Source organism: Paraburkholderia acidiphila (genome assembly GCF_009789655.1).
Classification (GTDB): Bacteria; Pseudomonadota; Gammaproteobacteria; order Burkholderiales; family Burkholderiaceae; genus Paraburkholderia; species Paraburkholderia acidiphila.
On the sequence record NZ_CP046909.1, the window covers coordinates 2,714,847 to 2,736,961 of the forward strand.

Below are 22,115 nucleotides of genomic sequence, written 5' to 3' on the forward strand. Positions count from 1 at the left end.
ATGCCCGTCCATTCCGCACCCGACACCGCAACGCCGCTCGCCGCCGCGCTCGCCAGCCTGCCGTTCGGCGTGCTGATGGGCTTCGCCATTGCGCTCGGGCTCGTCATCGGCAGCTTTCTCAACGTGGTCGTGCACCGGCTGCCGATCATGCTGGAGCGCGCGTGGCGCGCCGACGTGGCGGAAGCCACCGGCACACCCGGCCCGCTCTTCGAAGAAGCGCTGCCCGCGCGCTACAACCTCTGGCTCCCGCGCAGCGCGTGCCCGCACTGCGGCCACGTCTTGCGTGCCTGGGAAAACATTCCGCTAGTCAGTTGGGTCGCGCTGCGCGGGCGCTGCTCGCACTGTCACGCGCGCGTGAGCGTGCGCTATCCGCTTATCGAAATCGCGAGCGCGGCTTGCGCCGCTGGCGTATTGCTCGCCTTCGGGCCCACGGGCAATGCGCTCGCCGCCTTTGCGCTGTGCGCCACGCTCATCGCGGCGAGCGCCATCGACCTCGAACACCAGATGCTGCACGACGAGATCACGCAGCCGCTGCTATGGGCCGGACTGCTGGTCAACTTTGCAGGCACCTTCGTCACACTGCGCGAAGCCGTGATTGGCGCAGTCGCGGGTTATCTGGCGCTCTGGTGCGTCTATTGGGTCTTTAAACTGTTGCGTGGCATAGAAGGCATGGGCCACGGCGACTTCAAATTGCTCGCCGCGCTCGGCGCATGGCTCGGCTGGAGCGCATTGCCGCAAATCGTCGTGATCGCGGCTGTGGCCGGCGCGCTCGTTGGCATCATCGCTACGTTGACGGGACGCATGCGCTATGAGGAGCCGCTGCCGTTCGGCCCTTATCTGGCCGCAGGCGCGCTCGTCACATTGTTTGCGGGCACACCGCTTTATGGCGTATTTGCGTGGGGGAACTGATCAAATGTTCGCGGTCGGATTGACGGGTGGCATCGGCAGCGGCAAGTCCACCGTTGCGGATTGCTTTGCCGCGCGCGGCGTGACGATCGTCGACACCGATCTCATCGCGCATCGGATTACCGCGCCGCATGGCGTCGCGATGGCGCAAATCGCCGCGGAGTTCGGCCCTGAATTCGTCGCGCCGGACGGCTCGATGGACCGCGCGCGCATGCGTACGCTCGTGTTCGGCGACGAAGCCGCGCGCAAGCGGCTCGAGGCCATCACGCACCCGCTGATCCGCTCCGAGACCGAACGCGAGACGCGAGAGGCCAGCGGGCCTTACGTCATCGTGGTCGTGCCCTTGCTCGTAGAGTCGGGCACATGGAAGACACGTGTCGATCGCGTGCTTACCGTCGATTGCAGCGTGGAAACCCAGATTGCCCGTGTCATGCGCCGCAACGGCTTCACACGTGAGCAGGTGCTCGCGATCATTGCGCGGCAGGCCACGCGCGAGGCGCGCCTCGCGGCCGCCGACAACGTGGTGGTGAACGACAACGAGGCAACGCTCGAAACGCTCGCCCATGACGTCGACGCATTGCATCAGACGTATCTCAAGCTCGCTGCCGCAAAAGCCAGTCAAGCTTAACGCGCACCACCCGCGCGCAAGAAACGCACGTTCGCCACACCAGTCGAAACGCAGCGCAGGACAACGCTCAGGGCAAATTAGCGGGACACATCGGCAAGGGGCCGAGCCGGCGCGATTGCGACCGTAGTCCCACGGCATTAGAATGTCCTGCAATCCGTCACCTACCACGCCCGAGGCGAGCGCGCTTGATTCTTTACGAGTATCCCTTCAACGAGCGAATCCGAACGCTGCTGCGCCTCGAAGACCTGTTCGAGCGCTTCACGTTTTTCCTGACCCAGGAGGATCCGAGGGAACATCACGTCGCGCTCACGACGCTCTTCGAAATCGCCGAAGTCGCAGGCCGCGCCGACCTGAAGTCGGACCTCATGAAGGAACTCGAGCGGCAGCGCCAAACGCTCGCGCCGTTCCGCGGCAATCCCGGCATCGAGCAGAATGCGCTCGAAACCGTGCTGGGCGAAATCGAGCAAACGCTGGCCGGCCTCACGCAGATGCAAGGTAAAACCGGCCAGCATCTGATGGACAACGAGTGGCTCACGAGCATCCGCAGCCGCGCGATCATTCCCGGCGGCACCTGCAAGTTCGATCTGCCGTCGTACTACGCGTGGCAGCAGTTGCATCCCGATCAACGCCGTCAGGACATCGCGAAGTGGGTTACGCCGCTGCTGCCGCTGCGCGACGCCGCCGCCATCGTGCTGCGCCTCGCGCGCGAGTCGGGCCAGGCGTCGAAGGTAATGGCCATGCAGGGCAGCTATCAGCAAATGCTGTCGGGCCGCGCGTATCAACTCATGCAAGTCCGCGTGGCACCGGAATTGCGCATGATTCCCGAAGCGAGCGCCAACAAGTACATGCTGTGGGTGCGCTTCACCGTGCAGGATGGCGATCTGCGTCCGCGAGCCGTCGATCAGGACGTGCCGTTCCAGCTCACGCTCTGCAGCCTGTGAATCAACCTGTGAAGCCGAACACGTCGCCACGTCAGACTCAACGCAAACCAAGTTCTATCGCATGACCACTGTCGTCAAATGTCCGACCTGCGGGAAGGAAGTCCGCTGGGTGCCGGAAAACCGCTTCCGGCCTTTCTGCTCCGAGCGCTGCAAGCAAATGGATCTCGGCGCATGGGCGGCCGAAAAGTACCGCATTGGCGGCGCCGACGACGAAACGCCGCCCGAAGACGCACCGCCCACGGATACGCGTCAATAGGCGGCGCGACGCGCGCACCAAACAAAAAAGGCCGCTGTGCATCACGCGCAGCGGCCTTTTGCATCGTAGCAGCCCGTCAGGTGTTACTCGGCAGCCAGCCACTCCAGCACGGGGATCGTCGCGGGCAAAAGCGGCTCGACACTCGCCGGCAACGACTGCCAGACAAACGCCTGGCCTTCACGACCATGCGGCTCGCCGGTCCACTCAGTGACCTTGCAGAAGAAGAGCCGCACATAGGCATGCGGGTAATCGTGCTCGAGCGTGTGCCACAGGTGGCACGCCTTCACGTCGATGCCCAGTTCCTCGTGCAATTCACGCGCAAGCGCGGCTTCGACCGTCTCGCCCGCTTCCAGCTTGCCGCCCGGAAACTCCCAGTAGCCTGCATACGGCTTGCCTTCGGGGCGCTGCGCGAGCAAATAGCGGCCATCGGGCTGCACCAGCACGCCCACCGCGACTTCCGTCACGGGGCGAGCATTGGCCGACGCGTCCTTTGCGGCATTGCCTTCGGCGCTCATGCCTCTTGCGCCTTCTTGCCCGACCAGTCGCGCGCGAACTGCCATGCCACGCGGCCCGAACGCGAGCCGCGCTCGAGCGCCCAGACGAGCGCGTCGCCGCGCGCCGATTCGACTTCGGCGTCGTCGCAGCCGAAATGGCGCAGCCAGTGGCCGACGATCGTCAGGTAGTCGTCCTGCTTGAACGGATAGAAACTCACCCAAAGCCCAAAGCGCTCGGAGAGCGAAATCTTCTCTTCGACCACTTCGCCCGGATGAATCTCGCCGTCGGGCATGTGCTTGTACGTCTCGTTGTCGCTCATGTACTCGGGCAGCAGATGGCGGCGGTTCGAGGTCGCGTAAATCAGCACGTTGTCCGACTGCGCGGCCACCGAGCCGTCCAGCGCCACCTTCAGCGCCTTGTAGCCCGATTCGCCTTCCTCGAACGAGAGGTCGTCGCAGAACACGATGAAGCGCTCGGGGCGCGTCGAGATCAGATCGACGATATCGCCGAGGTCATGCAGATCGTCCTTGTCGACTTCGATCAGGCGCAGGCCGTCCTTAGCGTACGCGTTCAGGCAGGCCTTGATCAGCGACGACTTGCCGGTGCCGCGCGCACCGGTGAGCAGCACGTTGTTCGCGGGCTTCTTCTGAACGAACTGGCGCGTGTTGCGGTCGATCAGATCTTTCTGCCGGTCGATGTTCTGCAGGTCGTCGAGCGAGATCAGCGATATCGCGGGAACCGGCTGCAGGAAGCCACGGCCCTGGCGCTTGCGCCAGCGAAACGCGACGGCCGCGTTCCAGTCGATATCAGGTGCCGACGGCGGCAGCACGGCTTCGAGGCGGCCGAGCAGCGCTTCGGCGCGGGTCAGAAACTGTTCGAGCTTGTCCATGTGATAGAGGCGTGAATCAGGAACGATAGTCGGCGTTGATGCTCACGTAGTCGTGCGACAGGTCGCAGGTCCAGATCGTGGCCTGCGCGTCGCCGCGGCCGAGCAGCACGCGAATCAGGATCTCGCTCTTCTTCATGACGCGCTGGCCGTCCTCTTCGCGGTACGCCGGGTTGCGGCCGCCCGCCTTCGCGACGAGCACGTCGTCGAGATAGAGGTCGATCTTGTCGACGTCGAGGTCCTTTACGCCCGCATAGCCGATCGCGGCGAGAATACGGCCGAGGTTGGGGTCCGATGCGTAAAACGCCGTCTTCACGAGCGGCGAATGGCCAATCGCGTAGGCGATCTGACGGCATTCGGCCACGTCCTTGCCGCCTTCCACCTGCACGGTCATGAACTTGGTCGCGCCTTCGCCATCGCGCACGATCAGTTGCGAGAGCTCCTGGGCGACGGCCGTCACGGCGTCGCGCAGCGCGGCGTAAGCGGGCGTGTCCGTCGACGTAATCGCGGGCAGGCTCGACTTGCCCGAGGCGATCATGATGAACGAGTCGTTGGTCGAGGTATCGCCGTCGATGGTGACGCAATTGAACGAGCGGTCAGCCACGTACTTCACGAGTTCGTCGAGCACGGGCTGCGCGACGTTCGCATCGAAGGCGAGGAAGCCGAGCATGGTCGCCATGTTCGGCTTGATCATGCCCGCACCCTTGCTGATGCCCGTGAACGTGATGGTGTGGCCGTCGATCGTGACCTGACGCGACACGGCCTTCGGCAGCGTGTCGGTCGTCATGATGGCCTGCGCGGCGTCGTACCAGTTCGCGGCCTTGCGGTTCTCCAGCGCGGCGGGCAGGCCCGCCTTCAGACGGTCGATGGGCAGCGGTTCGAGAATCACGCCCGTCGAGAACGGCAGCACCTGCGAGGACTCGAGGCCGGCCAGGCGCGCGAGTTCATCGCAGGTTTCGCGTGCGTGCTTCATGCCCGGCTCGCCGGTGCCCGCGTTCGCGTTGCCGGTGTTCACGACCAGCGCGCGGATGCCCTTGCCGCCCGCGCGCACCTTCGCGAGATGTTCGCGGCACACCGTCACCGGCGCCGCGCAGAAGCGGTTCAGCGTGAACACGCCGGCCACGCTCGCGCCTTCGTCGACGGAAATCACCAGGACGTCCTTGCGATTGGGCTTGCGGATGTTGGCTTCCGCCCAGCCGAGCGTCACGCCGGCGACCGGATGAAGTTGAGCGGGATCAATCGAGGGGAAATTGACAGCCATGGTGGCGACCTGTCGAAATGGCGATGCCGGCCAAGGCGCTCAAGGCCTGGCCGGCATCGGGGATTCAAAACTCAAGGCCCGCCACGACGTGCGGGCCACCGGATTCAACGCTCAAGTGTGCGCGGCACCTGCGACAGGCAGATGGCAGCGCGCCCGTGCGCGGCTGCCACGCTGCGTCACGCGATCTTGCCGTGACACTGCTTGTACTTCTTGCCGCTGCCGCACGGGCACGGATCGTTGCGGCCCACCTTCGGCAGCTCGCTGCCCACCGGCGGCGTGTGGCTCATGGCCGCGCCGACCATTGCGGCGGCGGCATCGACAGCCACCGGTGCGGCGGCCGCGGGAGCCGGCGCTGCGTCGGCTTCGGCAAACTCGGCATGGCGGAACTCGACGTTCTCGACATGATGGCCCTGCTCTTCGATCTGCTCGGCCGCCTGCTCGAGCTGCTCCGGCGACTGGATCTGCACATTCATCACGATGCGCGTGACTTCGAGCTTCACGGCTTCGAGCATCGCGGCGAACAGTTCGAACGCCTCGCGCTTGTACTCCTGCTTCGGGTTCTTCTGCGCATAGCCGCGCAGATGGATGCCCTGACGCAGGTGGTCGAGCGCCGCGAGGTGTTCGCGCCAGCTGCGGTCGAGCGTCTGCAGCATGACCGAGCGCTCGAACGCGCTGAACGATTCGCGGCCCACGAGCCCGACCTTCTGCTCGTACGCTTCGTCGCCGGCGGCTTGCACGGCTTCGAGAATTTCATCGGCGTCGATCGACGACGACTCGTTGATCATCTCCTGGATCGCGAGGTCGAGCTGCCATTCGTTGCGCAGCACTTCTTCGAGCTCGGGCACGTCCCACTGCTCTTCGATGCTGCCGTGCGGCACGAACTGGCGCACGATGTCGGTGATCACGCCATGACGCATCGCGCCGATCGTTTCGGTAATGTCATGCGCTTCGAGCAACTCGTTGCGCTGCTGGTAGATCACCTTGCGCTGGTCGTTCGACACGTCGTCGTATTCGAGCAGCTGCTTGCGGATGTCGAAGTTGCGCGCTTCGACCTTGCGCTGCGCCGACTCGATCGAACGCGTGACGATGCCCGCCTCGATCGCCTCGCCTTCCGGCATCTTCAGGCGGTCCATGATCGCGCGCACGCGGTCGCCCGCGAAAATGCGCAGCAGCGGGTCTTCGAGCGAGAGATAGAAACGCGACGAGCCCGGGTCGCCCTGACGGCCCGCACGGCCGCGCAGCTGGTTGTCGATCCGGCGCGACTCGTGACGCTCGGTGCCGATGATGTGCAGGCCGCCTGCGGCCTTCACCTGATCGTGCAGCGTCTGCCACTCGTCGTTCAGTTTCTGGATGCGGCGCGCCTTTTCGTCGGCGGGGATCGCGTCGTCGGCTTCGATGAACGACGACTGCTTCTCGACGTTGCCGCCGAGCACGATGTCGGTACCACGGCCCGCCATGTTGGTGGCGATGGTCACGCGCTGCGGACGGCCTGCTTCGGCAACGATCGCGGCTTCACGCGCGTGCTGCTTCGCGTTGAGCACTTCGTGCGGCAGACCGGCCTTGCTCAGCAGGTCCGAGAGCAGTTCGGAGTTTTCGATCGACGTGGTGCCTACGAGCACCGGCTGCCCGCGCTCGTAGCATTCGCGAATGTCGCGAATCACGGCGTCGTAGCGCTCCTTCGCCGTCTTGTAGATCTGGTCCTGCTTGTCGATCCGCTTGGGCGGGCGGTTGGTCGGGACCACGACCGTTTCGAGACCGTAGATCTCGTTGAATTCGTACGCTTCCGTGTCGGCCGTACCCGTCATGCCCGAGAGCTTCGCGTACATGCGGAAGTAGTTCTGGAACGTGATCGAGGCGAGCGTCTGGTTCTCGCTCTGGATCTTCACGTGCTCCTTCGCTTCCACGGCCTGATGCAGACCGTCCGACCAACGGCGGCCGGCCATCAGACGGCCGGTGAATTCGTCGACGATGATGACTTCGCCGTTCTGCACCACGTAGTGCTGGTCCTTGTGGAACAGCGTGTGGGCACGCAGCGCGGCGTACACGTGGTGCATCAGCGTGATGTTCTGCGGCGCGTAGAGGCTTTCGCCCTGGCCGATCAGGCCCCACTCGGCGAGCATGCGCTCGGCCTTCTCGTGGCCCGATTCGGTCAGGAACACCTGACGGGCCTTTTCGTCGAGCGTGTAGTCGCCCGGCTTTTCCACGCCCGTGCCGTCGGCCTTCTCTTCGCCGATCTGCTGCTCGAGCAGCGGCGGCAGCGCGTTCATGCGCACGTAGAGTTCGGTATGGTCTTCGGCCTGGCCCGAGATGATGAGCGGCGTACGCGCTTCGTCGATCAGGATCGAGTCCACCTCGTCGACCACGGCGAAGTTCAGCGCACGCTGCACGCGCGCCTCGGTCTCGTAGACCATGTTGTCGCGCAGATAGTCGAAGCCGAACTCGTTGTTCGTACCGTAGGTGATGTCCGCCGCGTAAGCTTCCTGCTTCGTTGCGTGGTCCATCTGCGACAGGTTGATGCCGACCGAGAGACCGAGGAAGTTGTAGAGGCGCGCCATCCATTCGGCGTCGCGCTGGGCGAGGTAATCGTTCACCGTCACGACGTGGACGCCGCGGCCCGACAGCGCATTCAGATACACGGGCAGCGTGGCGACGAGCGTCTTGCCTTCGCCGGTGCGCATTTCAGCGATCTTGCCGTAATGCAGCACCATGCCGCCGATCAGCTGCACGTCGAAGTGGCGCATCTTCAGCACGCGCTTGCTCGCCTCGCGGCAAACGGCGAACGCCTCGGGCAGCAGTTCGTCGAGCGAGGTGCCTTTGGCCACGCGCTCGCGGAACTCGACCGTCTTCGCGCGCAGTTGCTCGTCGGTGTACTGCTCGATCTTCGGTTCGAGCGCGTTGATCGCCACGACCGTCTTCTGATATTGCTTGATCAGGCGCTGATTGCGGCTGCCAAAGATTTTCTGTAAGAAACCGGTGGTCATCGGATCGGTGTCTGCGTCGCGGCTTGGGCCGGGATTCCTGAGGGTGGGTTCAGCGGGTCGTGCAACGTCTGCCGACGCCTGCACTACGCATCCGGACCGGAGGGACCTCGGCGGCTTTAGCCCAAAAATGGTGGATTCGAATCGTGCATTTTAGCACGCGCCCTCTCAGCCGCCTGTGTCAGCGCAAAGACGGCTCCGGCGCGTGCGATGCCCGCACGGACGGCCTTCCCGCCATGCGGCGAAGGGCCGCGATGCGGCCCTGGCCAAATGGCCTGAAGGCGCTTGGATGGCCAGTGCGCAGGCTACAATGACGGCATCGCAGGCAACGCGATACCGCTTGCGCTCTCCCATCCTTACGCCACATGAGCCGTTTCTCGCCGTTTTCAAGGTCCAGGGCACCACGCGCCCCGCAGCCGCTCGCCGAAGTGCTGAGCCGCACGGACGCGTTCGCGCCGCTGCGCGCCGGCGTCGAGCAGATCGCAGCGATCCAGCGCGACCTGAACGCCCTGCTGCCCGACTATCTCGCGGCGAGCGTGGAGCCCGGCTTCATCAAGGACGGCACGCTGGCCCTTTTCACTGCGCACAACGCGCTCGCGGCGCGGCTGCGGCATCTGGAGCCGCGGCTCGTGGCCGATCTGCAGGCGCGCGGCTGGGCGTTGAACAGCGTGCGCATTCGTGTGCGTCCGCAAGCCGTGAAAGATCCCGCGCCGCCCAAGCAGGCGCGCATGACACCGGCTGGCGCGGCAGCGCTCCAGGCGCTCAGCGAAACGCTCGAGGCCTCGCCGCTGCAGGCGGCCCTCGCGAAGATGGCGGCACGCCACACGAAAAAGCGCTAATCCAGCGCGCGAATCTTACGAAACTACGCAGCGAATCGCGCAAATAGAAAAAGGGCAGCTTGAAGCTGCCCTTTTTACTGGCAAAGCGCGCTCGAAACTCAGGCGAATGCCGTCTGCGCCTCGTAGCCGAAGCCGCGCGGCGCCTTCTGCGGATCGTCGAACGTGACGATCTCGTAGGCGTCTTCATTCGCGAGCAGCTCGCGCAGCAGCGCGTTGTTCAGGCCGTGGCCCGACTTGTACGCGTCGTACGCCGCCAAGAGCGGATGGCCGACCACGTAGAGGTCGCCGATCGCGTCGAGCATCTTGTGCTTCACGAACTCGTCGTCGTAGCGCAGGCCGTCGTTGTTCAGGATGCGGTACTCGTCCAGCACGATCGCGTTGTCCATGCTGCCGCCGCGCGCGAGGCCCAGTTCGCGCATCATCTCGACTTCATGCGCGAAGCCGAACGTGCGGGCGCGCGCGATTTCGCGCACGTACGAGGTATTCGCGAAGTCCACTTCGAGCGCCTGGCCCGTCTTGTCGACGGCCGGATGACGGAAGTCGATCGTGAACTTGAGCTTGAAGCCGAAGTAAGGCTCGAGACGTGCGAATTTGTCGCCGTCGCGGATCTCCACGGGCTTCTTAACCTTGATGAACTTCTTCGGAGCGTTCTGCTCCTCAATACCCGCCGACTGGATCAGAAACACGAACGAAGCCGCGCTGCCATCCATGATCGGAATTTCTTCGGCGGTCACATCCACATAGAGGTTGTCGATGCCAAGGCCTGCGCAGGCGGACATCAGGTGCTCGATCGTCGAGACACGTGCGCCGTCTTTCTGCAGCACCGAGGCGAGGCGGGTGTCGCCAATCGCCATCGCCGATGCGGGGATGTCAACCGGCGTCGGCAAATCCACGCGCGAAAACACGATGCCCGTGTTCGGCGCCGCCGGACGGAGCGTCAGGTCGACCTTGCGGCCCGAATGCAGGCCGATGCCGACTGTCTTCACGATTGATTTGATGGTTCGCTGCTTCAACATGGTCTTCTTGCTCATTGAAAATCCCAATCGGGACTTTTTAATTCATAGCACGAATTATACTCCAGTTGCGGCGAGTCCGTCGTTTTCACCGGCGTGACAAACTGTTTCCCTGTGTTACCCACCAGGGATGGAGTGCGGGCCGATGCCCGGAACGGAGGCGTTCCCGGGGTGATCGGCCCGCTGGGCTCACGTAATCGCCTGTCACATTTGCGCCGCAGGTTTGCGTTGCATCAGGGCAACGCAGCGCCCGCAAACGCGCTCATGCGCGGGTCAACGTGGCAAGTATGCTCGCAGCATCGCTCACTTCGAACTTGCCGGGTGCTTCGACGTGCAGCGTCTTGACCACGCCGTCGTCGACCACCATCGCGTAACGCTGGGAGCGGATTCCCATGCCACGCGCCGACAAATCCTGCTCCAGTCCGAGTGCACGAGTCAACGCTGCGCTGCCGTCGGCCATCATGCGTACCTTGCCCGAGGTACGCTGATCGCGTCCCCACGCGCCCATGACGAACGCGTCGTTGACGGACACGCACCAGATTTCGTCGACACCCGCCGCGCGCAGCGCGTCGAAGTGTTCGACATAACCCGGTACGTGCTTCGCAGAGCACGTAGGCGTGAATGCGCCAGGCAATCCGAAGATCACCACGCGCTTGCCCGCCGCTTCCTTTCGCACGTCGAAGCTGTTCGGCCCCAGCGTGCAACCCTCGCGCGCGTCTTCGACGAACTCGAAGAGGGTCGCTTCGGGCAGCGTTTCACCCTGTTTGATCATGACTCGTCCTTCGCAACGATATGCAAGCTTGCTCAAGCCTCATGCGCTGGCGTGCGGATGGCCGTCCCACGGATGGCCGCCACTGCAATGTTGGGCAACGATGTACTCCAAGGTTACACAGGTTCGCCGGGCGACACCGCGCCTGTCCCCCACGCTCAACGCGTAGCGGGCAACCGTCCCTGCCGCGCATCCTCGCGGATGCGGCCTTGCTGGTCTTGCTCGCCTTCACTGCACCGCCGCGCACGCTCTGTCTGCGGGCGAGGGCAACGCGTGCCCTGCCGCAGTCAGATCGGCTCGCGTCAGTCCGCCTGCTTGCGCAGGAACGCCGGGATATCGTACGTGTCGACGCCCTTTTCCTGCAGCGCCTGCACGTGCGAAGCCGCGGTGTCGCGCGACGTGCGCCACACAGCCGGCGTGTCGAGCGCGCCGTAGTCGGCCGTGTTGCCGTGGCCGCTGTGCTGCGGTGCGTACGAGCCTGCCGGGGCCGGGATCGGCTGGTTGTCCGTGCCCGTGCGCAGCAGTTGCATCGGCGCGGCTTGCTGCTTCTTCGCAGCGCGGCCAAGGCCCGTTGCCACCACCGTCACGCGCAGCGCGTCGCCCATCGCGTCGTCGTACACCGCACCGAAGATCACCGTTGCGTCTTCCGCAGCGTAGCTCTTGATGGTGTTCATGACTTCGCGCGTTTCCGACAGACGCAGCGAACGGCTCGACGTGATGTTGACCAGCACGCCGCGCGCGCCCGACAGATCGACGCCTTCGAGCAGCGGGCTCGCCACGGCCTGTTCCGCCGCGAGGCGTGCGCGATCGACGCCGGCGACCGTCGCCGTGCCCATCATCGCCTTGCCCTGCTCGCCCATCACCGTCTTCACGTCTTCAAAGTCGACGTTCACGAGACCGTCGACGTTGATGATTTCGGCGATGCCGGCAACTGCGTTGTTCAGAACGTCGTCCGCGCACTGGAAGCACTTGTCCATCTCGGCGTCATCGCCCATCACGTCGAACAGCTTGTCGTTCAGGACGACGATCAGCGAGTCGACGTGATCCTCCAGTTGCTGCGAGCCGGCTTCCGCCACACGCATACGCTTGCCGCCTTCGAACTCGAACGGCTTGCTCACCACGCCAACGGTGAGAATGCCCATTTCCTTGGCGATTTGCGCGACGACCGGGGCTGCGCCCGTGCCGGTGCCGCCACCCATGCCGGCGGTGATGAACACCATGTGCGCGCCGCGCAGTGCGTCGGCGATGCGCTCACGGGCTTCTTCAGCCGCCGCGCGGCCCATCTCCGGCTTCGCACCGGCGCCGAGGCCCGTGTTGCCGAGCTGAATCACGGCCGATGCACGCGAGCGCGAGAGCGCCTGTGCGTCCGTGTTCATCACGATGAAATCGACGCCTTGCACGCCGCGGTTGATCATGTGCTGCACGGCATTGCCGCCAGCACCACCAACGCCTACCACCTTGATGATGGTGCCGTTGGTTTCCGTTTCCAGCATCTGGAATTCCATGTTGCCTCCGTCAAGAAAAAGATTCCGCTCCTCGGCCGTTATCCAGTGGAAGATCGGGCAACCTTCCACTGCGCGCTAGCCGCCGTCACCAGCGCGATTTTTCGAAGCTTGTACTTCGCCTTCTGTCCTGCGCCTGCTTTTAGAAGTTGCCGAGGAACCAGTCCTTCATGCGTGAGAAGACCTGGCCCATCGACCCCGACTGCACTGCAACCTTGCGCCCGCGCATGCGCTGCGAGCGGCCTTCGACGAGCAAGCCCATCGCCGTCGAGTAGCGCGGATTGCGCACCACGTCGGCGAGACCGCCCGCGTATTCCGGCACGCCAATGCGCACCGGCTTCAGGAAAATGTCCTCGCCCAGCTCGACCATGCCCGGCATCATCGCGGCGCCGCCCGTGAGCACGACGCCCGAGCTCAGCAGTTCTTCGTAGCCCGACTCGCGCACCACCTGCTGCACGAGCGAAAACAGCTCTTCCACGCGCGGCTCGATCACGGCGGCGAGCGCCTGGCGCGACAGCGTGCGCGGACCGCGCTCGCCAAGCCCCGGCACTTCGATCATTTCGTCCGGATCGGCCAGCGCCTGCTTCGCGATGCCGTAGCTCACCTTGATGTCTTCCGCGTCGGGCGTGGGCGTGCGCAGCGCCATGGCGATGTCGCTCGTCACCTGGTCGCCCGCGATCGGAATCACCGCGGTATGGCGGATCGCGCCTTCGCTGAAGATCGCGATGTCGGTCGTGCCGCCGCCCACATCGACGAGCACCACGCCCAGTTCCTTCTCGTCCTCGGTCAGCACCGCCAGCGACGAAGCGAGCGGCTGCAGAATGAGGTCGTTCACTTCGAGCCCGCAGCGGCGCACGCACTTCACGATGTTCTGCGCCGCGCTCACCGCGCCCGTCACGATATGCACCTTCACTTCCAGACGGATGCCGCTCATGCCGATCGGCTCGCGCACATCTTCCTGGCCGTCGATGATGAATTCCTGCGTGAGGATATGCAGCACCTGCTGATCGGTCGGGATGTTGATCGCCTTCGCCGTTTCGATCACACGCGCGACATCTGCCTGCGTGACTTCCTTCTCCTTGATGGCGACCATGCCGCTCGAGTTGAAGCTGCGAATGTGGCTGCCCGCAATGCCGGTGAATACGTTAGTGATCTTGCAGTCGGCCATGAGTTCCGCTTCTTCGAGCGCTCGCTGGATAGACTGCACCGTGGCCTCAATGTTCACCACCACGCCCTTCTTGAGACCTTTCGATTCGCTCTGGCCGAGACCGATCACTTCGTAGTGGCCTTCGCCCTTTAGTTCGGCGACGACGGCCACCACCTTCGACGTCCCGATGTCGAGGCTGACCAGCAGATCCTTATAGTCTTTACTCATATCGTGCTCGTTGCGTGTGATGTCCTGTTACTTCTTGCCCGGAGCGGGCGTGTCACTGATGAAGCGCATGCCGGCCGCCCTTATCGCAAACCCGTTCGGATAACGCAAGTCCGCGTATTCGATCTCTTTGCCCCAACGTTGCGTGACTGCCGACCATGCGGCGATGAGCCGGTGCGAACGCTCGCTGAGTGTTTCGGCGTTGCGCTCGCGGCCCAGTTCCACCTGCATGCCGTTCGAGAGCTTCACCGTCCACGCGTAGCGCGCCGAGAGCGTCACCTCGTCGGGCGTGAGCCCGATCGGCGCGAACCACTTCTCGAGGTCGCGGTAGCGCGCGACCACTTCGGGCGCGGTGCCGTCGGGGCCATCGAACGCGGGCAGTTCTTCGTCCAGCTCGCCCTGGTTCGCCGTGAACAGCTCGCCGTCCGTACTCACGAGCTGATCGCTGCCCCACGTGCCCAGCGGTTTGTACTCCTCGAGCGTGACAGCCAGCGCGTTGGGCCACACGCGGCGCACGCTCGCGTGACGCACCCACGGCATCTGCTCGAACGCGGCGCGTGCCGCGTCGAGATCGACCGTGAAGAAGTTGCCCTTCAACCGGCCAACCACGCTTGCGCGCACGGTGGGCGAGTTGATGTGCTCGGTGTCGCCCTCGATGCGGATCTCCCGCAGCGCGAAGTTCGGGCGCTGCACGAGCCAGTAGCAGCCAGCCGCCAGAAGCGCGAGCGCGAGCAGCGCGTGCAACGCGTTGGCGGTGAGGTTGAGCTGGCGTACGTTATTCCACATTTCGAGATTGTCGGGTTAATCCAGGTTCGGCAATTCGTCGGTCAGAGATTAATTAGGGGTTCAATCTTTCAGCGTCAGTGCGAGCACACGCACCACGAGGTCGCGATACTCGATGCCCACCGAGCGCGCGGCCTTCGGCGGCAGCGAGTGATCGGTCATGCCCGGCGCCGTGTTCACTTCGAGGAAATACGCGTTGCCGGCGCCGTCCATCATGAAATCGGCACGACCCCAGTCGGTGCAGCCGAGCACGTCGAACGCACGGCGCGCGAGCTTCTTCAGTTGCGCTTCCTTCTCGGGCGCGACGCCACACGGAATCAGATACTGCGTCGTGTCGAGGATGTACTTCGCGTCGTAGTCGTAGAACTCGCCCGCCGGCACGATCTTGATGATCGGCAGATCGAGGTCGCCCGCGATGCACGCGGTGTACTCGCCACCGCCTTCGATGCTCTTTTCCACCAGCACGATCTTGTCGAACTTCGCGGCTTCTTCGAGCGCCGGCACGAGTTCGCTTTCGGCCTTCACCTTGATCACGGCGACGCTCGAGCCTTCGCTCGCGGGCTTCACGAAAAGCGGCAGGCCGAGCTTCGCAAGAATTTGCGGCGCGCGCGCCGCGTAGTCGTCGCCGCGCAGCACGGCTTCGAACGGCGGCGTGGGAATGCCAAGCTGCTGCCACACAAGTTTGCTGCGGAACTTGTCGAGCCCGAGCGCCGACCCGAGCACACCCGTACCCGTATAGCGGATGCCGTAGAAGTCGAGCGCGCCCTGGATCTGGCCGTTCTCGCCATAGCCGCCGTGCAGCGCGTTGAACGCACGCACGAAACCTTCGTCCTTCAACGCCGAAAGCGGGCGCTCGGACGGGTCGAACGGATGCGCGTCGATGCCGGCGCTCTGCAACGCTTGCAGCACGAGCGTGCCCGACTTGAGCGAGACTTCGCGCTCGGCGGACACACCGCCGAACAGCACGGCTACCTTGCCAAATTGTTTGGGATCGATGCTGCTCATGTCACTCACGCCTTCTGTTCCTGGGCTGCGATCCGGCCCGGCACACCGCCGATCGAACCCGCGCCCATCGTAATCACCACATCGCCGTCGCGCACCACTGCCGCGAGCGCCTCTGGCACTTCATCCACGGTCTCGACGAATACCGGCTCGACCTTGCCCGCCACACGAATCGCGCGTGCGAGCGCGCGGCCATCCGCTGCGACGATCGGCGCTTCGCCGGCCGCATAGACATCGGTCAGCACAAGCGCGTCGACGGTCGAGAGCACACGCACGAAGTCTTCGAAACAGTCGCGCGTGCGCGTATAGCGGTGCGGCTGGAACGCCAGCACGAGACGGCGCTCGGGAAACGCGCCGCGCGCCGCTGCGATGGTCGCCGCCATTTCCACCGGGTGATGGCCATAGTCGTCGATCAACGTCCAGGCGCCGCCGCCGTTGACGGGAATCTCGCCGTAACGCTGAAAACGGCGGCCCACGCCGTTGAATTCCGCGAGTGCGCGTTGAATGTCGGCGTCCTTCACTTCGAGTTCGGTCGCAATCGCAATTGCGGCGAGCGCGTTCTGCACGTTGTGCGTGCCCGGCAGGTTCAGCACGATGTCGAGCGACGGCGCGTCTTCACGCATCACCGTGAAGTACATCTTGCCGTCGCGCGCGACGACGTTCACCGCGCGCACCTGCGCGTCGGACGCGAAGCCGTAACGGATGATCGGCTTCGAGACGAACGGCAGGATCTCCTTCACGTTCGGGTCGTCCACGCACAGCACGGCGATGCCATAGAACGGCAGACGGTGCGTGAATTCGATGAACGCCTGCTTCAGGCGCGCGAAGTCGTGCCCGTAGGTGTCCATGTGATCGGCGTCGATGTTCGTAATGACTTCGATCACCGGAAAGAGGTTCAGGAACGATGCGTCGGATTCGTCGGCTTCCGCCACGATGAAGTCGCCCGTGCCGAGACGCGCGTTCGCGCCCGCACTGATGAGCCGCCCGCCGATCACGAATGTCGGATCGAGCCCGCCTGCCGCCAGCACGCTCGCCACGAGCGAAGTCGTGGTGGTCTTGCCGTGCGTGCCCGCGATCGCGATGCCCTGCTTAAGGCGCATCAGTTCCGCGAGCATCACGGCGCGCGGCACGATGGGAATGCGGCGATGGCGCGCCGCGAGCACTTCGGGGTTGTCGCTGCGCACCGCGGTCGAAACGACCACGGCGTTGGCACCTTCGATGTTCTCTTCGGCATGGCCGATCGCGATGCGCGCGCCGAGCGCGGCGAGTCGATCGGTGACCGCGTTCTTCGCGAGGTCCGAGCCGCTTACCTGATAGCCGAGGTTCACGAGCACTTCGGCGATGCCGCTCATGCCCGCGCCGCCGATGCCGACGAAATGGATGTGTTTGACGATGTGTTTCATTGCTTTCCTCCCGCTACTGCGCCCGCCACGGCCGCGCAGATGCGCGCGACCTGATCGGCGGCGTCGGGTTTCGCGAGCGCGCGGGCGCGCCCTGCCATTTCCGCCAGCGATGTTCTGGTCTGATGCCGCAACCAGTCGGCGAGTCCTTCCGCCGTCAGGTCGCGCTGTTGCACCACGAGCGCTGCGTCCTTGTCGGCAAGGAACGCGGCGTTGGTGGTCTGGTGGTCGTCCACGGCGTAGGGAAACGGCACGAAGCATGCCGCCACGCCTACGGCCGCGACCTCGGCCACCGTCATTGCGCCCGAACGGCAGACCACGAGGTCCGCGTTCCGGTAGGCGCTCGCCATGTCATCGATGAACGGCACGAGTTGCACCGTGTCGTTCAGTTCGAGGCCGGCGTCGAGATAGTTTTGACGCAAGGCGTCGATGTGCTTTGCGCCCGCCTGATGCACGATGTGCGGGCGCTCTTCAGGTGCGAGCAGCGACAGCGCGCGCGGCACCACTTCGTTGAGCGCCGTGGCGCCGAGGCTGCCGCCCACTACGAGCACGCGCAGCGGACCGCTGCGCGCCGCGTAGCGCGCCGCCGGGGCGTCGACGTGTTCGAGCGCCTCGCGGATCGGGTTGCCGGTCCACTCGGCGTTCGGCAGCGCGCCCGGAAACGCCACGAGCACACGCTTGGCCAGCTTCGCGAGCACCTTGTTCGCAAGGCCCGCAATCGAATTCTGTTCGTGCAGCACGAGCGGACGGCCCGAAAGCGCGCTCATCACACCTGCCGGGAACGTGATGTAGCCGCCCATGCCGAGCACGACATCGGGCTTCACGCGGCGCAGCGCCGCGAGACTCTGCATGCACGCGCGCAACAGGTTCAGCGGCAGCATCAGCTTGGTCTTGATGCCCTTGCCGCGCACGCCGCCAAAGCGCACGTATTCCATCTTGATGCCGTGCTTGGGCACGAGCGTCGCTTCCATGCCTGCGGGATTGCCGAGCCACACTACGCGCCAGCCCCACTGCTCCATGCGATGCGCGACGGCGAGCCCCGGGAACACGTGTCCCCCGGTGCCGCCAGCCATCACCATGAGCGTGCGCGTTGCTGCGGTCATACCTTGCCTCCACGCATCAAGACGCGGTTCTCGTAATCGACACGCAGCAGCAGCGCCACTGCGACACAGTTCAGCAAAATGCCCGAGCCGCCGTAGCTCACGAGCGGCAGCGTGAGCCCCTTGGTCGGCAACAGACCCAGGTTCACGCCCATGTTGATGAAGGCCTGCGCGCCGAACCACACGCCAAGACCCTTGGCGACGAGACCCGCGAACGTGCGGTCGAGCGCGAGCGCCTGGCGGCCGATCTCGAACGCGCGGCGCACGATCCAGTAGAACAGCAGGATCACGACGAGCACGCCGACGAAGCCGAGCTCCTCGCCGATCACGGCGAGAATGAAGTCGGTGTGCGCTTCCGGCAGATAGTTCAGCTTCTCGACGCTGCCGCCGAGCCCCACGCCGAACCACTCGCCGCGGCCGAACGCAATGAGCGAGTGCGTGAGCTGGTACGCCTTGCCCTGCGCGTAGCGGTCGTCCCACGGATCGAGGTACGCGAAGATCCGCTCGCGGCGCCACGGCGACGCCCACACGAGCAGCGTGAAAGTGCCCACGGCCGTGGCCACGAGGCCGCCGAACAGCTTGCCGTTCACGCCTCCGAGGAACAGCACGCCCATGGCGATCGCGGCGATCACCATGAACGCGCCCATGTCGGGCTCGAGCAGCAGCAGCGCGCCGACCACGCCCACGGCAAACGCCATCGGCAAGAAGCCCTTCGCGAAGCTATGCATGTATTCCTGCTTGCGCACCGTGTAGTTCGCGGCGTAGATCGTCACGGCGAGCTTCATGATTTCCGACGGCTGCATGTTCGTGATGCCGAGCGGAATCCAGCGCCGCGCGCCGTTCACGCCCTTGCCGATGTGCGGAATCAGCACGACCACCAGCATCGCGAGCGCGATGAGAAAGAGCTTCGGCGCGTAGCGCTCCCATGTGGAAACGGGAATGCGGAACGCGATGAGCGCCGCGACCGTGGCGACCACGAGCGAAACGATATGGCGCACGAGGAACGCCCAGTCGCGGTACGAGGCGTACTTGGGCGAATCGGGCATGGCAATGGAGGCCGAGTAGACCATCACGACGCCAAGACCCAGCAGCGCGATCACGGCCCACAGCAGCGAGTGGTCGTAGTCGAGCATGCGCGAGCGGCCGGGACGCACGCCGTTGACGACGCTCGCCAGACCGCCCGAGCGCGCGCCGCCGCCCGACGAACCGCCGGCCTGGCCGCCTTCGCGCGAGAGGCGCGCACCGAACCGCTCGGACCAGCTCATATCATCGTCCCCCGTTCTGCGGCGATTTCTTCCACCGTGTCGTGGAACACGGCCGCGCGATGGGCGTAGCCCTTGAACATGTCGAAGCTCGCGCATGCAGGCGAGAGCAGCACGACGTCGCCAGGCTCCGCGAGCGCCGTGGCCGCGCGCGTGGCTTCTTCGAGCGTCGCGTGGTCGCTCATCGCGATACCGGTTTCTTCGAGCGCCGCGCGGATCTTCGGCGCGTCGCGGCCAATCAGCATCACGGCCCGGCACCAGCGCGCAACCGGCGCCGCGAGCGGATCGAAGTCCTGGCCCTTGCCGTCGCCGCCGGCGATCAGCACCGCGCGCTGCGCGAGGCCGTCGAGCGCCGCGACCGTTGCGCCCACGTTCGTGCCCTTGCTGTCGTCCACATAGTCGATGCCGTCGATCGAAGCGATCAGCTCCACGCGATGCGGCTCGCCGCGATATTCGCGCAGGCCATGCAGCAGCGGCGCGGGCGCCAGATCGATCGCGCGCGTGAGCGCGAATGCCGCGAGCGCGTTCGCCGCGTTGTGCAGACCGCGAATGCGCAGGGCGTCGGCGGGCATGAGACGCTTCATGCCGAGATTCACCGGCGCCGCTTCCTGCTGCTTGCGGCGACGCGGGGAAACAGGCACATCCGCTGCGTCGAGATCGTGCGCCTGCACGAGCCACTGCATGCCGTTCTCGCGCAGCAAACCCAGGTCGCCGTCGCTCTCGGGTTCGTTCAGGCCGAAGGTCACGACCTTCGCGTCGCCACTCGCCTTCACGGTCGCGAGCGACATGACGCGCGCGTCGTCGCGGTTGAGCACGCGCGTCGTGCGCGGCCCGAAGATGCGGCCCTTCGCGGCCGCGTAGGCGTCGAGGCCGCCGTGCCAGTCGAGGTGGTCCTGCGTGATGTTGAGGATCGCCGCGGCGTCCGGCTCGAACGTATGCGCCGTCTCCAGTTGGAAGCTCGACAGTTCGAGCACCCAGACATCGGGCAGCGCAGTGTTGTCGATGGCTTCAGCGAGCTTGTCGAGCATGGCAGGGCTGATGTTGCCCGCCACCGCCACGCGCTTGCCCGCGCGTTCGCAGAGCATGCCTGTCAAGCTCGTCGTGGTGGTCTTGCCGTTCGTGCCCGTGATCGCCAGCACCTTCGGTGCGTAGCCGCTCTCGCCAAGATGGCGCAGCGCCTGCGCGAAGAGTTCGAGTTCGCCCCACACTTCGATGCCACGCTCGCGTGCCGCCGCGATCAGCGGCACGAGATCTTCGGCGAGCGGCGAGAGGCCCGGGCTGATCGCCACGAGTTCCACGCCGTCGAGCAGCGCGGTCGAGAACGGACCCCCGATGAAATCGGCGTCGATGCCACGCGCAGCGAGTTCCGGCAAGTTCGCAGGCGCTTCGCGCGTGTCGGCAATGCGCAGGCGGCAACCATGCCGCGCGCACCAGCGCGCCATCGCGAGACCCGATTCCCCGAGTCCCAGCACGAGCACCATCGGCTTTTGCCGATCCCGAAACTTCTCGCCAAACATTGCTTGCTTCCCTTGCTTACTTAAAGGCTCAACGCAGCTTGAGCGTGGACAGACCGATCAGACACAGCATCAGCGTGATGACCCAGAAACGCACGACAACCTGCGTCTCTTTCCAGCCAGACAGCTCGAAATGGTGATGCAGCGGCGCCATCTTGAAGATGCGGCGCCCTTCGCCGTAACGCTTTTTCGTGTACTTGAACCAGGTGACCTGGAGCATCACGGAGAGCGTCTCCGCGACGAAGATGCCGCCCATGATGAAGAGCACGATCTCCTGACGCACGATCACCGCAATGGTTCCGAGCGCGCCGCCGAGCGCGAGCGCGCCCACGTCGCCCATGAACACCTGAGCCGGGTACGTGTTGAACCAGAGGAACGCAAGCCCTGCCCCGCCCATCGCCGAACAGAAGATCAGCAGTTCGCCGGCGCCGGCAATGTGCGGAAAGAGCAGATACTTCGAATAGACCGAGCTGCCCATCACATAGGCGAACACGCCGAGCGACGCGCCGACCAGCACGACGGGCATGATGACGAGACCGTCGAGGCCGTCGGTGAGGTTCACGGCGTTGCTCGCGCCGACGATCACGAAGTACGTGAGCGCGATGAAACCCCACACGCCGAGCGGATAGCTGATCGACTTGAGGAACGGCAGCAGCAGGTCGGCGCGCGCGGGAAGACCCATCGACAGGCCGCTACGCACCCAGGCCATGAAGAGATCGAACACGCGCACGTTGCTCGCTTCGGACACGCTGAACGCGAGGTACACCGCGGCGAACAAGCCGATCACCGACTGCCAGAAGTACTTTTCGCGCGAGGACATACCGCGCGGATCCTTGTAGACGACCTTGCGATAGTCGTCGACCCAACCGATCGCGCCAAAGCCGAATGTGACGAGCATCACGATCCAGATAAAACGGTTCGTGAGGTCGCCCCACAGCAACGTGGAAACCGCGATGCCCAGCAGAATGAGTACGCCGCCCATGGTGGGCGTGCCGGACTTCACGAGGTGAGTTTGCGGGCCGTCCGTACGCACGGCCTGGCCGACCTTCATTGCGGTGAGCTTGCGGATCACCCAGGGGCCGAGGAAAAGCCCGATCGCCATCGCGGTGATGGTGGCCATCACCGCACGGAACGTCAGATAACTGAACACGCGCAAGAAGCTTGCGTCATTCTGCAGCCATTGCGCCAGCGCCAGTAGCATGCCTTGT

At 64.9% G+C, this 22,115-nt stretch carries 20 protein-coding genes; 5 read left to right on the plus strand and 15 right to left on the minus strand.

From position 1 onward, the window contains the following. The 4 genes from FAZ97_RS12290 (at position 1) to FAZ97_RS12305 (ending at position 2,731) form a co-directional block, all read left to right on the plus strand. Positions 1-909, plus strand: a complete 909-nt coding sequence (locus FAZ97_RS12290) for a prepilin peptidase (protein ID WP_158758672.1) — start codon at positions 1-3, stop codon at positions 907-909. A gap of 4 nt (positions 910-913) precedes the next feature. Further along, positions 914-1,534 carry a dephospho-CoA kinase gene (coaE, locus tag FAZ97_RS12295; RefSeq protein ID WP_158758673.1) on the plus strand — a complete coding sequence of 207 codons (621 nt, stop codon included), beginning with the start codon at positions 914-916 and terminating at the stop codon, positions 1,532-1,534. A 185-nt stretch (positions 1,535-1,719) separates the two neighbouring features. Beyond that, positions 1,720-2,475: a cell division protein ZapD gene (zapD, locus tag FAZ97_RS12300; RefSeq protein WP_028207804.1), complete on the plus strand. Its 756-nt coding sequence runs from the start codon at positions 1,720-1,722 to the stop codon at positions 2,473-2,475. 61 nt (positions 2,476-2,536) lie between these two features. Then, on the plus strand, positions 2,537-2,731 hold the full coding sequence (locus FAZ97_RS12305; protein ID WP_028207803.1) for a DNA gyrase inhibitor YacG: 195 nt from the start codon (positions 2,537-2,539) through the stop codon (positions 2,729-2,731). Positions 2,732-2,814: 83 nt separating this feature from the next. Here FAZ97_RS12305 and mutT read toward each other — a convergent pair whose 3' ends face one another. The 4 genes from mutT to secA form a co-directional block, all read right to left on the minus strand. Further along, positions 2,815-3,246, minus strand: a complete 432-nt coding sequence (gene mutT / locus FAZ97_RS12310; RefSeq protein WP_158758674.1) for an 8-oxo-dGTP diphosphatase MutT — start codon at positions 3,244-3,246, stop codon at positions 2,815-2,817. Further along, a complete protein-coding gene (locus FAZ97_RS12315) occupies positions 3,243-4,115 on the minus strand; it encodes an ATP-binding protein (protein WP_158758675.1) in 873 nt (290 codons plus the stop codon). Before FAZ97_RS12315 ends, mutT begins: the two co-directional genes overlap by 4 nt. Before the next feature lie 16 nt (positions 4,116-4,131). After that, positions 4,132-5,373 carry a bifunctional glutamate N-acetyltransferase/amino-acid acetyltransferase ArgJ gene (argJ, locus tag FAZ97_RS12320; protein ID WP_158758676.1) on the minus strand — a complete coding sequence of 414 codons (1,242 nt, stop codon included), beginning with the start codon at positions 5,371-5,373 and terminating at the stop codon, positions 4,132-4,134. 176 nt (positions 5,374-5,549) lie between these two features. After that, positions 5,550-8,354 carry a preprotein translocase subunit SecA gene (gene secA / locus FAZ97_RS12325; RefSeq protein ID WP_158758677.1) on the minus strand — a complete coding sequence of 935 codons (2,805 nt, stop codon included), beginning with the start codon at positions 8,352-8,354 and terminating at the stop codon, positions 5,550-5,552. A gap of 362 nt (positions 8,355-8,716) precedes the next feature. On the opposite strand from secA, the gene FAZ97_RS12330 reads away from it, so the two are divergent. Further along, entirely contained in the window at positions 8,717-9,190 is a 474-nt protein-coding gene (locus FAZ97_RS12330) for a DciA family protein (protein ID WP_158758678.1), read from the plus strand. A 98-nt stretch (positions 9,191-9,288) separates the two neighbouring features. On the opposite strand, the gene lpxC is transcribed toward FAZ97_RS12330, so the two are convergent. The 11 genes from lpxC to mraY form a co-directional block, all read right to left on the minus strand. After that, the gene (gene lpxC / locus FAZ97_RS12335; protein WP_028207797.1) at positions 9,289-10,206 is read right to left on the minus strand and encodes a UDP-3-O-acyl-N-acetylglucosamine deacetylase; all 918 of its coding nucleotides are present in this window, start codon (positions 10,204-10,206) and stop codon (positions 9,289-9,291) included. Between the two features lie 259 nt (positions 10,207-10,465). Beyond that, complete coding sequence (locus FAZ97_RS12340) at positions 10,466-10,975, minus strand: peroxiredoxin (RefSeq protein WP_158758679.1); 510 nt, start codon at positions 10,973-10,975, stop codon at positions 10,466-10,468. A 299-nt stretch (positions 10,976-11,274) separates the two neighbouring features. After that, positions 11,275-12,477, minus strand: coding sequence for a cell division protein FtsZ (gene ftsZ, locus FAZ97_RS12345; protein ID WP_028207795.1), 1,203 nt, complete (start codon positions 12,475-12,477; stop codon positions 11,275-11,277). Between the two features lie 139 nt (positions 12,478-12,616). Then, complete coding sequence (ftsA, locus tag FAZ97_RS12350; RefSeq protein WP_042270315.1) at positions 12,617-13,849, minus strand: cell division protein FtsA; 1,233 nt, start codon at positions 13,847-13,849, stop codon at positions 12,617-12,619. 27 nt (positions 13,850-13,876) lie between these two features. Continuing rightward, complete coding sequence (locus FAZ97_RS12355) at positions 13,877-14,632, minus strand: cell division protein FtsQ/DivIB (protein ID WP_158758680.1); 756 nt, start codon at positions 14,630-14,632, stop codon at positions 13,877-13,879. 60 nt (positions 14,633-14,692) lie between these two features. Next, positions 14,693-15,634, minus strand: coding sequence for a D-alanine--D-alanine ligase (locus tag FAZ97_RS12360; RefSeq protein WP_158758681.1), 942 nt, complete (start codon positions 15,632-15,634; stop codon positions 14,693-14,695). A 5-nt stretch (positions 15,635-15,639) separates the two neighbouring features. Beyond that, a complete protein-coding gene (gene murC / locus FAZ97_RS12365) occupies positions 15,640-17,034 on the minus strand; it encodes a UDP-N-acetylmuramate--L-alanine ligase (protein ID WP_158758682.1) in 1,395 nt (464 codons plus the stop codon). Beyond that, on the minus strand, positions 17,031-18,134 hold the full coding sequence (murG, locus tag FAZ97_RS12370) for an undecaprenyldiphospho-muramoylpentapeptide beta-N-acetylglucosaminyltransferase (protein ID WP_158758683.1): 1,104 nt from the start codon (positions 18,132-18,134) through the stop codon (positions 17,031-17,033). Before murG ends, murC begins: the two co-directional genes overlap by 4 nt. After that, positions 18,131-19,396, minus strand: coding sequence for a putative lipid II flippase FtsW (gene ftsW / locus FAZ97_RS12375; RefSeq protein ID WP_158758684.1), 1,266 nt, complete (start codon positions 19,394-19,396; stop codon positions 18,131-18,133). The genes murG and ftsW overlap by 4 nt, the downstream gene beginning before the upstream one ends. Beyond that, positions 19,393-20,910, minus strand: a complete 1,518-nt coding sequence (gene murD / locus FAZ97_RS12380) for a UDP-N-acetylmuramoyl-L-alanine--D-glutamate ligase (protein ID WP_158758685.1) — start codon at positions 20,908-20,910, stop codon at positions 19,393-19,395. Before murD ends, ftsW begins: the two co-directional genes overlap by 4 nt. Positions 20,911-20,938: 28 nt before the next feature. Then, complete coding sequence (gene mraY / locus FAZ97_RS12385; RefSeq protein WP_028207787.1) at positions 20,939-22,108, minus strand: phospho-N-acetylmuramoyl-pentapeptide-transferase; 1,170 nt, start codon at positions 22,106-22,108, stop codon at positions 20,939-20,941. Between the last annotated feature and the right edge of the window lie 7 nt (positions 22,109-22,115).